This window comes from Schleiferilactobacillus shenzhenensis LY-73 (genome assembly GCF_000469325.1).
Classification (GTDB): Bacteria; Bacillota; Bacilli; order Lactobacillales; family Lactobacillaceae; genus Schleiferilactobacillus; species Schleiferilactobacillus shenzhenensis.
The window spans coordinates 10,321-22,398 of record NZ_KI271582.1; the positions used below are offsets into that span (position 1 = coordinate 10,321).

The 12,078-nt window shown below is 55.8% G+C and carries 9 protein-coding genes, 1 tRNA gene and 1 CRISPR repeat array; of the genes, 8 read left to right on the forward strand and 2 right to left on the reverse strand.

The genetic code is table 11. The features are described 5' to 3' along the window. Window positions 1-33 precede the first annotated feature (33 nt). Window positions 34-1,629: a CRISPR direct-repeat array (repeat unit 34 nt; unit sequence GTCGCATCCTCTTGGGGGGTGCGTGAATTGAAAT). Window positions 1,630-2,312: 683 nt separating this feature from the next. After that, window positions 2,313-3,551, forward strand: coding sequence for an MFS transporter (locus tag L248_RS00040; RefSeq protein WP_022527963.1), 1,239 nt, complete (start codon window positions 2,313-2,315; stop codon window positions 3,549-3,551). A 121-nt stretch (window positions 3,552-3,672) separates the two neighbouring features. Beyond that, window positions 3,673-3,909: a hypothetical protein gene (locus L248_RS00045; protein ID WP_022527964.1), complete on the forward strand. Its 237-nt coding sequence runs from the start codon at window positions 3,673-3,675 to the stop codon at window positions 3,907-3,909. A gap of 242 nt (window positions 3,910-4,151) precedes the next feature. Here L248_RS00045 and L248_RS00050 read toward each other — a convergent pair whose 3' ends face one another. Further along, window positions 4,152-4,526 carry a hypothetical protein gene (locus tag L248_RS00050; RefSeq protein ID WP_040534103.1) on the reverse strand — a complete coding sequence of 125 codons (375 nt, stop codon included), beginning with the start codon at window positions 4,524-4,526 and terminating at the stop codon, window positions 4,152-4,154. A gap of 147 nt (window positions 4,527-4,673) precedes the next feature. Between L248_RS00050 and L248_RS00055 the strand changes: the two genes are divergently transcribed. The 3 genes from L248_RS00055 to L248_RS00065 all read left to right on the forward strand — a co-directional run bounded on the left by L248_RS00055 (window position 4,674) and on the right by L248_RS00065 (window position 7,180). Next, window positions 4,674-4,744: transfer RNA gene (locus L248_RS00055), tRNA-Gly, on the forward strand. Between the two features lie 252 nt (window positions 4,745-4,996). Further along, window positions 4,997-6,700 (forward strand): arginine--tRNA ligase, encoded by a 1,704-nt coding sequence (gene argS / locus L248_RS00060; RefSeq protein WP_022527966.1) that lies wholly within the window; start codon window positions 4,997-4,999, stop codon window positions 6,698-6,700. 12 nt (window positions 6,701-6,712) lie between these two features. Further along, entirely contained in the window at window positions 6,713-7,180 is a 468-nt protein-coding gene (locus L248_RS00065; RefSeq protein WP_051999800.1) for an arginine repressor, read from the forward strand. Here L248_RS00065 and L248_RS00070 read toward each other — a convergent pair. Then, window positions 7,153-8,061, reverse strand: a complete 909-nt coding sequence (locus L248_RS00070; protein ID WP_051999801.1) for an RluA family pseudouridine synthase — start codon at window positions 8,059-8,061, stop codon at window positions 7,153-7,155. The genes L248_RS00065 and L248_RS00070 overlap by 28 nt on opposite strands. Window positions 8,062-8,299: 238 nt before the next feature. On the opposite strand from L248_RS00070, the gene L248_RS00075 reads away from it, so the two are divergent. From L248_RS00075 to L248_RS00085, 3 genes are all read left to right on the forward strand, one after another. Then, the gene (locus tag L248_RS00075; protein WP_081701150.1) at window positions 8,300-10,423 is read left to right on the forward strand and encodes a PBP1A family penicillin-binding protein; all 2,124 of its coding nucleotides are present in this window, start codon (window positions 8,300-8,302) and stop codon (window positions 10,421-10,423) included. Window positions 10,424-10,486: 63 nt separating this feature from the next. After that, the gene (locus L248_RS00080; protein WP_022527971.1) at window positions 10,487-11,434 is read left to right on the forward strand and encodes a 3'-5' exoribonuclease YhaM family protein; all 948 of its coding nucleotides are present in this window, start codon (window positions 10,487-10,489) and stop codon (window positions 11,432-11,434) included. A gap of 57 nt (window positions 11,435-11,491) precedes the next feature. Next, complete coding sequence (locus L248_RS00085; protein ID WP_022527972.1) at window positions 11,492-11,845, forward strand: DUF1648 domain-containing protein; 354 nt, start codon at window positions 11,492-11,494, stop codon at window positions 11,843-11,845. The last annotated feature ends 233 nt before the right edge of the window (window positions 11,846-12,078 follow it).

The following is a 12,078-nucleotide window of genomic DNA, read 5'->3' on the forward strand; positions in this document are numbered from 1 at the left end:
TGGAAAATAGTGCAGTATCCGCAAGTAATCCTCGTCGCATCCTCTTGGGGGGTGCGTGAATTGAAATTGCATACTGCAAACATCAACCGGTGTGTCATGGGGTCGCATCCTCTTGGGGGGTGCGTGAATTGAAATTTTACTGTCGGTCTCAACTCGGTTTGTTCGGGAGTCGCATCCTCTTGGGGGGTGCGTGAATTGAAATCGCGCCAAACCATCCGCCCCTCCTGAACAACCGTCGCATCCTCTTGGGGGGTGCGTGAATTGAAATTGGTCAATATCATCGCTAATGTCCAGCAGATAGCGTCGCATCCTCTTGGGGGGTGCGTGAATTGAAATCTGCGTCGCACTGTCATCACTTGAATCCTGCGCTGTCGCATCCTCTTGGGGGGTGCGTGAATTGAAATTAATAGCAAGGGACGGTGAACAATGGCAAAAGGCGTCGCATCCTCTTGGGGGGTGCGTGAATTGAAATCCAAAAATCGATTGTCCGACGAAACTGCAGGGTCGTCGCATCCTCTTGGGGGGTGCGTGAATTGAAATGCAGAATACCCCATTATGTTAACTAACTCTGAAGTCGCATCCTCTTGGGGGGTGCGTGAATTGAAATGTATTGAACTCTTACAGTATAGCGGGTTTGAAAGTGTCGCATCCTCTTGGGGGGTGCGTGAATTGAAATCAGTAGGTGTCGTCCGCCATGAGCCAGATGCCAGTCGCATCCTCTTGGGGGGTGCGTGAATTGAAATCAGCACCAAGAAGTATTTGATGATGGAAGACGCGTCGCATCCTCTTGGGGGGTGCGTGAATTGAAATGACAAACCAAGGAACTTTTACAGCGGTACGAAATAGTCGCATCCTCTTGGGGGGTGCGTGAATTGAAATATGTCGGTCATGGCGGACGAAGATCAGCAACAGGTCGCATCCTCTTGGGGGGTGCGTGAATTGAAATCCTTATAGCCAACGCTCAGCCGTCCTCCCTTGTGTCGCATCCTCTTGGGGGGTGCGTGAATTGAAATCTAAAATAGTCAGTCCGCCCGCGTGTAATCCACCGGTCGCATCCTCTTGGGGGGTGCGTGAATTGAAATGCTCTCCAGGGCTTTAATCATGGTCTCAGCATCACGTCGCATCCTCTTGGGGGGTGCGTGAATTGAAATACGGACCGCATCCGCAGCGACAACACGACCGGCTAGTCGCATCCTCTTGGGGGGTGCGTGAATTGAAATTCCGAGTACCCCACCCAGTACCTCGCCCCCGGCTAGTCGCATCCTCTTGGGGGGTGCGTGAATTGAAATGGCGAAGGAATTGCAGAAGGACACTTTGGTCGCGGTCGCATCCTCTTGGGGGGTGCGTGAATTGAAATACTGTTCGTTGTATTTTCCACCCCAGGAAATGATGTCGCATCCTCTTGGGGGGTGCGTGAATTGAAATCATGGGGAAGGCGGTTACGGTGAGCCACGAAGACGTCGCATCCTCTTGGGGGGTGCGTGAATTGAAATCGTGCTCAGGCAATCGCACCGTTGGTTGAATATCGTCGCATCCTCTTGGGGGGTGCGTGAATTGAAATACGTAGTAGTACCGCCGCCCAGCGATCACGGCGTGTCGCATCCTCTTGGGGGGTGCGTGAATTGAAATTGCTCAATGCCGTCTTGCTTCTCAGGCCATGGTGGGGCGCATCCTCACGGGGATGTGTGAGTTGAAATTCGGTCTCGCGGATCTCGGTAACATCGGAGACGCTGTCACATCCTCACGAGGATGCGTGAATTGAAATGACCAAAGCCGTCCCTTCATACCAGCGCAAAGAATGTCGCATTTTCTTCGGGATGCGTGAATTGAAGTATCGCCGACACCTTTTGTGGATCCTGCGGTCCACCGTCGCATCCTCACACGGGGATGCGTGAATTGAAGTAGCCCCAAAATGTATGCATAAAAATTGATCATGAGCCGCATTCCCTCGGGGATGATTGAATTGAAATGCAGCTCCGGTACGTTCGGGGTATATATCCATCAGTTGCATTCCCTCGGGGTGTGAGTTGAAATTTTAAGAAGCCCTTCGAGGCCGTAACTTACCGGCGTCGCGTCCCTCCAGGGTGTCTGAATTGAAATAAGTTTCATAACTATTTTCTGGTTGCGTACACTAAGGCACGCAAATTTGAAATGAAAAGGTATTTCTCGCAATTCTTGTCGAAAATGTCCCGCTTCTACGCGTTCATGAACGAGGTCAAAGTGAGAGAAGTGAAACATCCCGGGTAAATTTCACACATCATAGTGTATTATGGTCCTTATGATCAAAACGCAGTTAAGGAAGGTACACCAAAGTGGAACTCACAAAACAAGCCGTGCAACGTCTACGCATTTCTTCTGGTTTGTATGTCAACTACATTGTACACGGTGCGGGTATCCTGATTCTTGCCCAATCAGTCGACGCATTATCGTCCCAGTGGCAAACTGGCGCTGGGACTGTTGCTACCGTAATTTCAGCCATAGGAATCGGCCGATTACTCGTCCTCTTGATTTCGGGATGGTTGAGTGATCGGCTTGGTCGACAACCGTTTGTTGGCCTAGGAATGATGGCGTACATGGCTTTCTTTCTGGGCATTCTTTGGAGTCCGACAGCAAGCTGGGGCTTCTTCTTTGCTTTTTTGGCGGGGTGTGCAAATTCGTGCTTAGACGCAGGGACTTATCCGGCTTTGATGGATATTTATCCAGAGAAGGCCGGCGCAGCCAGTGTTCTGATCAAAGGGGCAATGTCAGCCGGTCAATTTCTGTTGCCTTTACTGGTCGGGTTACTGATCAATGTTCATGCATGGTATGGTTTTAGCTTTTTACTCATGAGTGCCGTGCTTCTGATTAACGGGATGGTATTACTCTGGCCTTGGTGGAAACAGGCTAAGTCCAAGGATATCGTCAAAACAACAATGACAGACCGTTCAGAAAATCGCCGAGTGTCGCTTCGTCCAATGCCTTGGACACTTTTTGCTTTGCTGATTGTATATGGCTTTCTCTCCCAGGGTGTCTTTTGGATTTTTACACAATCGATTTCGCAGTTTGGGGTTCAAATACTCAACATGTCTTCTGTACTCAGCGGGAGCATGCTCAGCTGGTACAGCATTGGCTCCTTCATCTGTGTTCTGGTAAATGTCCTTGTCTTAAGCAGACGTTTCAAGCCTGTCCAGTTGCTGGTGCCGTTTAACATCTTGGGGGCTATTAGCCTGTTGCCGTTCATTTTTCGCTTGCCAAACAGCTTCATATTTCCTGCGGCGTTGTTGGTTGGATTTTCGTTTGCTGGTGGCGTAATGCAGTTGGGCTTGACTGTTATGGGAGAAAGTCTGCCAATGGGCAAGGGAATGGCCACCGGATTTTATTACTCTGCCGGTGCAATGTCCCAATTTGTTCTTCCACTCATCACTGCACGCTGGTCCAACAGTCAAATGTACGTCATGTGGTTTAATCTGGTCATTGCGATAGTCGGGGTGGTAGTAACGGCGACTATCGCATACTTGATTAATCGGCAACATGAAGAAAAGCCAAAGGGTGTCGTGAACTCTCAGGAATAAACAGAAGTCGCCTGTTGATGATGGAAGAAATATTGCCAGTTCGTTGTTTATGACCGATAATGAAGGTAATAAGAAAGCGGTTAATCATGCATGTCGTGCAACAAAGGGGCAGGGGAGAACAATGAACGACACAAATCTCTACATGGTCTTCGGCCTGATTATCCTCGCCGGCTTGGTCATCTTCTTAATCCCAGCCACGATTTGGCTGAGGACCCACGGCAAGAAGAAAAAGATGACACCAGAACAACGCATCAAAGCACTGCAGAGTGAGGCCTACGTTAACGAGTTCGTCAACATGACCAACTACGGCAACTCCAACGCCGACCCAGGGCACGCCTGGAATCACGACCACTGGTAATCCGCTGCGGTTCAAATACTTAGCGGCCCCAACCAGTAGTAGTAAGTGCCAACGGAGTCACTGGTCACGTCAATACCTATAACCATTGGCAGCAGCTACCGCCTAGCCAAGCTATTTCTGCACACAAAATAAGACTCAGTCCCACGTCACCAACGACGCAAGAACTGAGTCCCTTCAAGGTACTTTCCTAACGGGCCAATCCGCTGCCGCCCCCCAGACGCCGCGCCCTCCGGCGTCTGTCCCTAACTCAGGAGACCCTTCAACTGTGCAAACTCCTTCGGCAGATCCACCAACCGAGACTGGGGAAAAGTCATCGTCATATTCATATGGTGCGGATCGAGGTCGGGGGTGGCGCTCACTAAAGTGAGAAACCGGGTGGCATTGAGGGAGTGAAAGTCGAATTCCTGGAAGGTGTAGCAGCGGATATCGTGACCGGCTTCTTGCTGCTTTTTCAGGAAATCGGCGAGTACCCGATAGAAATAGTAGACGGCTTCCTCGAAAACGGTACCTTTGGCCGTGACCTGCGGATCGCTGCTCAGGCGTAAGATGTAGCCCCGCGGCGTCCGCTCACTGACGACACCGTAGATCAACTGCTCGACTTTCTCTGCTTGTTCCATAACCGGCTCCTCCAACATGATTTTCTTACCTCCAGTATAACGGTACGGGCTCAAAAATTAAAGGCAAATGAATGATATATTTGATTCTAACACCGCCAATTTCATTTGCCAAGTCCCCAATTTTCCGGTATACTGGTATTTCGTAATGCGGGTGTAGTTTAGTGGTAAAATATTAGCTTCCCAAGCTGAAGTCGCGAGTCCGATTCTCGTCACCCGCTTTGTCTCACGCGTTGCAGAATAGAATGGCATGATTCGTCCAGCGAGTCCGGGGTAGTGGGAGCCGGTCGGAACAGTCACTCGGCGCACTGCGGCGCACAACATCATAGACACCATCTTTGAGTGAACGAACCCAACTTCGTTAATGAGAGTGGTACCGCGGGCTGGCAGCAGTCCGTCTCTCCTGCCGTTTTTTTACGGCGGGAGTTTTTTTCTATGCAGATTCCAGATTCGCACACAGGAGGAACTTACTTATGGATTTACGTCACACGATTGCGCAGAAAATCAGCACGGCCTTAAGCCAATTGGACACGACCCTCACCACCGACCAAGTCGCCGACATGCTGGAAGTCCCAAAGACCTTGGACCTGGGCGATTTTGCTTTCCCGGCATTCCAACTGGCCAAGAGCCTGCACCGTTCGCCGGTCCAAATCGCCCAGCAGCTGGCGCCGCTCGTGGACGCCGACGGTCTGAGCAAGGTGGAAGCCAAGGGCCCTTACGTCAACGTCTTTCTGAACCAGCCGGTCTTCGCCGAGACCACGTTCAAGGCCATCTTGAGCGACCCGGAAGCATACGGCAGCGCCGATGTCGGGCAGGGTGGTAACGTGCCTATCGATATGTCGTCGCCCAACATCGCCAAGCCGATGTCCATGGGCCACTTGCGTTCCACCGTCATCGGCAACGCCCTGGCGAACATCTACAGCAAGCTGGGTTACCACCCCATCAAGATCAACCACTTGGGTGACTGGGGCACGCAGTTCGGCAAGCTCATCGTCGGCTACAAGATGTGGGGTTCCGAGGAAGCCGTCAAGGAGAATCCCATCAAGAACCTGCTGGCCTATTACGTGCGCTTCCACAAGGAAGACAAGGACCATCCCGAGATGGACGACGAGGCCCGCGAGTGGTTCCGCAAGCTGGAGGACGGCGATCCGGAGGCAACCAAGCTGTGGTCCTGGTTCCGCGAGATTTCTCTCAAGGAGTTCCAGAAGGTCTATGACCAGCTGGGCGTGACCTTCGACTCGTACAACGGCGAAGCGTTCTACAACGACAAGATGGACGAGGTCATCGACATTCTGGAATCTAAGGGATTATTGGAGAAAAGCCAGGGGGCGGACATCGTCGACCTCAGTCCTGAAGGTCTGAATCCAGCCTTGATCCGCAAGAGCGACGGCGCTTCGCTGTATATGACCCGGGACCTGGCGGCCGCCATCTACCGCAAGCGGACGTACCACTTCGTGAAGTCCCTGTACGTGGTCGGCGCGGAACAGAAGGAGCACTTCGACCAGTTGAAGGCCGTTCTCCAGCGGATGGGCTTCGCCTGGGCGGACGAGATCGTCCACGTGCCCTTCGGATTGATTACGGAGAATGGGAAGAAATTATCCACGCGCTCCGGCCGCATCATCTTGTTGGAGAAAGTCCTTCAGGACGCGGTTGCGCTCGCCCAGAAGCAGGTGGACGAGAAGAACCCGACGCTGGCCAATAAAAAAGAAGTCGCCCACCAGGTCGGCGTCGGCGCCGTGGTATTCCACGACCTGAAGAACGACCGGATGGACAACTTCGACTTTAACTTGGAAGAAGTCGTACGCTTCGAGGGCGAGACAGGCCCTTACGTGCAATACACCAATGCGCGCGCCCAGAGTATCCTGCGCAAGGCTGGCAAGACGGGTGCTGACCTGGTTGACGCGCCGGCGCTGGATGACGCCGGCGCCTGGGAGGTCGTCCGCGACTTGGGCAACTTCCCAGAGATGGTCACTCGCGCGGCCAAGGAATACGAGCCGTCAGTGATCGCCAAGTACGCGCTGCGCTTGGCCAAGGCGTTCAACAAGTATTACGCCCACACCAAGGTGCTCACCGGTGATGCCAGCCAGGATAGCCGGCTGGCCTTGGTGGCATCCGTCAGTGCCGTGTTGCAGAGTGCGCTGGCCCTTCTGGGGGTCGGTGCGCCGGCAGAAATGTAAGGAGGCCGCATGATGGGACGTCAAGAACGCAAGGCGGCCATCCGCCAGTTGGTGACGACGGAACGCTTCGAGCGGCAGCGGGATCTGCTGCAGCGGCTGCAAGCCATGGGAATTCAAGTCTCTCAGGGCAACCTTTCTCGCGATATGCAGGAACTGGGCGTGCATAAGTACAAGGATGCCCGCGGCGTGGCGTATTACGCCATGGCCGCCCACCCCGCACCGTCGCTGCCGGAGGCGCTGCGCCAGGCCATTAGCAATCAGGTCCTGACGGCCACCGCTGTCCAGTTCACCGTTGTACTGAAAACGGAAGCCGGCAGCGGCAACCTGGTGGCGGCGGCCCTGGACGACACGGACCGGACAGACGTCGTCGGCACGCTGGCCGGCCACGACACCGTCCTGATTATCTGCCCGGATGCCAATGCGGCCCAGGCGCTGCAGATGACGATTGGCACTTACATCGGGAAGAATCCAGTGGCGTAGAATCGTTCCGGAACCGGGGCGACGGCGGTTTGGCGGCCGAAGCCCAGCGGTGTTTCCCACGTTAGCCGCCAGGCGTGCAGCAGCATGCCGTCGGCGGGGACATGGTCCGCATCCGGGCCGTAGAGCGGGTCGCCTAGGATCGGCAGCCCAGCATGGGCCAGGTGTACCCGAATCTGATGCGTCCGACCGCTGTGCAGCGTTAATAATAAGAGCTGGCCCCGGGGAGAACGGGCCAAGACGCGGAATTCTGTGTCCGCGGCTTGGCCGTTTTTTTCATCCACGACCCGCCGGCGTACGTCGGTGGGGGAGTGCAGGATCGGCCCCGTGAAGTGCCCTTGGTCTGGCAGTACCGGTGTCGCCGGCACCACTGCCAAGTACTCCCGGTGCAGGGCCTTGACCGCCAGCTGCCGGTTCAGCAGCGGCACGACCAGCGGATTCTTCGCAATTAAGACTGCGCCGCTGGTGGCCTGATCCAGGCGGTGCACCATCTCCGCCGCAGCGCCCTGGGCCCGCAGATAACTGGCCGCATCATTCATCAGCGTCCCGCCTTCACCGACCTGGTTCGGGTGCATTTTCTCCCCCGCCGGCTTATCGACCACCAATACATCGGGATCGTCATGACAGAGAGAAAGCCGACTCGCCTCCGTCCCCGGATAATCCTGCGCCGCCGCCTCCACATTCCGAAACTGCAGCGTCACCGTCTCCCCGGCCCGCATCATCTCGTGCATCGACCGATAGCCACCATTTACCTGCACGGCCCGTTCGATCCGCAAAAAGTGAATCCACTTCTTCGGAATCCGCCAAGCCTGCAACTGCGCCCGCACGCTTCGGGGGGTGTAATCGGGAGGTAAGAGGATGGAACGCTGATAAACTTTATTCAAAACGACTGCCTACGCTTTCTTTTTTCTTGGGGATCTTTGCTTGAAATGTATTTCGGGGGGGAACCCTCCTGTTACCCAGGATGTAGGCCGGAGGGCCCAACTAGCCGGCGCCGGCGGCTCAAGATTTTCCTAAGCTTCCCGCATCCCCGGCATCCCCCCCGCCGGTCGTGCTATGATGTTTACAATTGTATGCCAACACATTACCGTTGGCGAATCTTTCGCAGAAGGGACCATCGTCATGAGTTTCTGGCGCCGCGTGTGGGCGCAATGGCTCCGGTTCGCGACTTGGCTGTATCCATACTGCCATCGCGCCTGGGTGTTCATCCGCCGCTTCAATCACCGCTACCAGGTGGTACGCTGGCTGATCGTGCTGTTTTTGACAGTCGCGGTGGCCGCCTCCGCCTTTTTTACATACAAAGCGAAGACCGCCGACGTCGAGAACTTGAAGACCAACCTGAAGACGGTCACGGAGATCTACGACAAGTCCAATGTTCGCGCCGGGACCATCACCAACAAGGGCACCTTCGTGGAGTTGAATCAGATTTCTCCCCAGATCCGCAACGCGGTCATCTCCACCGAGGACCGCAGCTTCTATTCTAACCCCGGCTTCGACATCAAGGGCCTGGCCCGGGCGGGGGTCAGCTATATCGTGCACCACGGTCAGATCCTGGGCGGGGGCAGTACGATCACCCAGCAGCTGGCGAAGAATACGCTGCTGAACCAGAAGCAGTCCTTTATTAGAAAGTTCCAGGAGATCTTCCTCGCCGTTGAGATCACCCGCCATTATTCCAAGGACGACATCCTCGCCATGTACCTGAACAATGCGTACTTCGGCAACGGCGTCTGGGGCGTGGAGGACGCCAGCGAGCGCTACTTCGGAAAGCACGCCAAGGACTTGGATGCGTCTGAGGGGGCGACGCTGGCCGGTATTTTGCGGTCGCCCAGTTTCTACAATCCCATCGACCACATGGACAACGCCATCGGCCGGCGGAACCTGATCCTGGGATTGATGGTGGACAACGGCAAGCTGACGGACGCCGAGGCGGCTAGTGCCAAGAGCCAGAAGCTGACCTTGGTGAACAACTACCAGCAGTCCGACGAGTACCGTTATCCCTATTTCTTCGACGCCGTGCTGGATGAAGCATACAACAAGTACGATATCAAGGAAGAGGACATTCTCAACAAGGGCTACAAGATCTATACCACCCTGGACCAGACCGTCCAGAGCCAAATGCAGACGACGTACAAGGAAGACTGGGCGTTCCCGGCGAACGCCGCCGACGGCACTCCGGTGCAGTCCGCCAGCGTCGCCGTCGATCCCACCACGGGCGGGGTCATGGCGGTGGTCGGCGGTCGGGGCAAGCACGTTTTCCGGGGTTACAACCGGGCCACCCAGATGCGCCGCCAGCCGGGCAGTGCGATGAAGCCCCTGGCCATCTACACGCCGGCCATCGAAGCGGGCTACCACCCGGATTCCATGGTCACCGACAAGCTCCAGGCTTATGGCAAGAACAAGTACACGCCGCATAACGTGGACGAGCAGTACGCCGGCCAGATTCCCATGTACGACGCCTTGGCTCAGAGTAAGAACGCCGCGGCTGTCTGGTTGTTGAACCAGATTGGCGTGCAGAAAGGCGTCGCTTCCGCTGAACGCTTCGGCATCAATATTCCCAAGGAAGACCAGAATCTGGCCTTCGGGATCGGCGGGTTGTCCCAGGGCGTTTCTCCCTTGCAAATGGCCCGGGCCTATTCCGCCTTCGCCAACGGCGGCAAGCTGCCGGACACCCACTTCATTACGAAGATTGTGGACGCCACCGGTGCCGTGGTGGTGGACAATACCAACACCAGCGCCAAGCAGATCATCACGCCGAAGACGGCTAACGAGATGACCAGCATGATGCTCGCCGTCTTCTCCAACGGGACCGGTGTGTCGGCGCAGCCCAGCGGGTACACGATCGCCGGCAAGACCGGCAGTACCGAGGGCGACAACAGCTGGGGTTACGGTACCAAGGACCAGTGGATCGTCGGTTACACCCCGGACATCACCGTCGCTACTTGGGTCGGCTTCGACCGCACGGACGCCACCCACTTCCTGAAGGGCATCAGCGAGCAGGGCGTGGCGCCGATCTTCAAGCAGGAGATGCAGAACATTCTGCCCAACACCAAGCAGACGCCGTTCAAGGTGGCAGACGCCGCCCAGGAAGACGAGGCGAACAATGCCAGCAGCAGTTCTGGGACCGGCAGCAGCGGTTCCGGCGACGACTGGCTCAACGACTTCCAATCCAATGTGCAGAAAGGTATCGACGGACTCAAGGATAAGGCCAGTGAATGGTATAATGACCTTAAAGGTCTGTTCCAGTAATCCACTGAGAGGATGACGCAGAAAGCGCCCAGACGGCCTCACCGTCTGGGCACTTCGCATTTTATGACAAAATTACTCAAAGATTTTCAACCCAACGAGCAGCTCGATATCCCGGTGCTGATCAAGTCCGCTGACATTCGCGACGCCAAGGACGGCAGCAAGTACATCGCCTTGGTCTTCACCGACACATCGGGGGAGATCACCGCGAAGCTCTGGCACGCCGGCGAGCGGGCCCTCCAGGACTTTACCACCGGCACCGTCGTCCAGCTGTCCGGCAAGCGGGAGGTCTACCAGGACCGGCCCCAGATTCGTATCAACCACATGCGCGTCCTGCCTGAATCGGAGCAGAAACCGGCAGATTATACGCCCAAGGCCCCGGAAAGCATCGCCGACCTGCAGGCTTTCGTCAAGCAGACCATCAGTGAGATCCAGCAGCCCGTGTGGCGAGGCATCGTCCAATACATTTTTGGCGCCCACTGGCACGATTTCTTCACCTTCCCGGCAGCCAAGACCAACCATCACGCTTACGAGGGCGGCCTGGCCTTCCACACCGTCTCGATGGTTCGCCTGGCCCAGCGTATTGCCCCGCTGTACGAAGCCGTCAACGAGGACCTCTTGCTGTCGGGCACGCTTCTCCACGATATGGGCAAGACCCGCGAGCTCACCGGCCCCGTGGCCACCCAGTACCGGCCGGAGGGTAACCTCATCGGCCACGTGGTGATGATCGATGAAGAAATCGTTCAGGCCTGCGACCAGCTCAAGCTCGACAGCCATAGCGAAGCCGTGACATTGCTGCGGCACATGGTCCTTTCCCACCACGGCGAGTTGGAATACGGTGCGCCTGTGCGGCCCCAGATCATCGAGGCGGAACTGCTGCACCAGATCGACCAGATGGATGCTAGTTTGACGATGATCACCATGGCCCTGGCCGATACGCGGCCGGGGGAATACTCCGAGCGCGTGTTTGGTTTGGATAATCGCCGGTTCTATCACCACAAGCCCATCGCATGAAAGCACTGGCAAAGTGCGCCAGTTCTTTCGGGGTTAGGACCACAGGAGGTGTGAGGGATGAAACAGTCACGCACGTGGCTGGATTGGCTTTACTTGGTCGTCTACACATTGAATTTTGTGGCCCTGGCTGGCCTACTCTATTACGCTTATACCATTTTTCAAGACGCCCCGCAGCGAATTCCCATCCATTTCAGTGCTTCTAACCAGCCCGATGGCTACGGCAGCAAGGCAATGCTCTTCTCGTTCGCGGCATTACCCATCATCGGCATGCTGTTTCCACCGGCATTATTCGGTCGGAAGAAAGAAAGTGCCAAGGCCGACTTGTTTGCCAAGATTTTCTTATTGCTGACCATCATTGCCATTTGGGCCGCCGGGTTCTTTTCACTGCGATTGATAGCCAATAGTATTTAACACCTGCATCACACCGCCACCAGAGATGGTTTCCGCCATGTCGGTGGGCGGCTTTTTGTATTCTGCGTCAATGTCGTGACGGGAAGGCAGCCGGGCCTCGTATCGAGCGAGACACTGCCGGTCGCCGAGAACTTAGGGTAACGAAGGGCGGAGCGGATGGGGGCTCAGATGTGAAATTGGGGGTGTGACAGAACTCGTATTCCAACATGACTGAGTGCCAACGCGTAGCAAGC

Coding starts and splice junctions, on each gene's coding strand:
- L248_RS00050 (WP_040534103.1), bottom strand. CDS start 4,526: ATGGAACAAGCAGAGAAAGTCGAGCAGTTGATCTACGGTGTCGTCAGT.
- argS (WP_022527966.1), top strand. CDS start 4,997: ATGGATTTACGTCACACGATTGCGCAGAAAATCAGCACGGCCTTAAGC.
- L248_RS00045 (WP_022527964.1), top strand. CDS start 3,673: ATGAACGACACAAATCTCTACATGGTCTTCGGCCTGATTATCCTCGCC.
- L248_RS00065 (WP_051999800.1), top strand. CDS start 6,713: ATGGGACGTCAAGAACGCAAGGCGGCCATCCGCCAGTTGGTGACGACG.
- L248_RS00080 (WP_022527971.1), top strand. CDS start 10,487: ATGACAAAATTACTCAAAGATTTTCAACCCAACGAGCAGCTCGATATC.
- L248_RS00075 (WP_081701150.1), top strand. CDS start 8,300: ATGAGTTTCTGGCGCCGCGTGTGGGCGCAATGGCTCCGGTTCGCGACT.
- L248_RS00085 (WP_022527972.1), top strand. CDS start 11,492: ATGAAACAGTCACGCACGTGGCTGGATTGGCTTTACTTGGTCGTCTAC.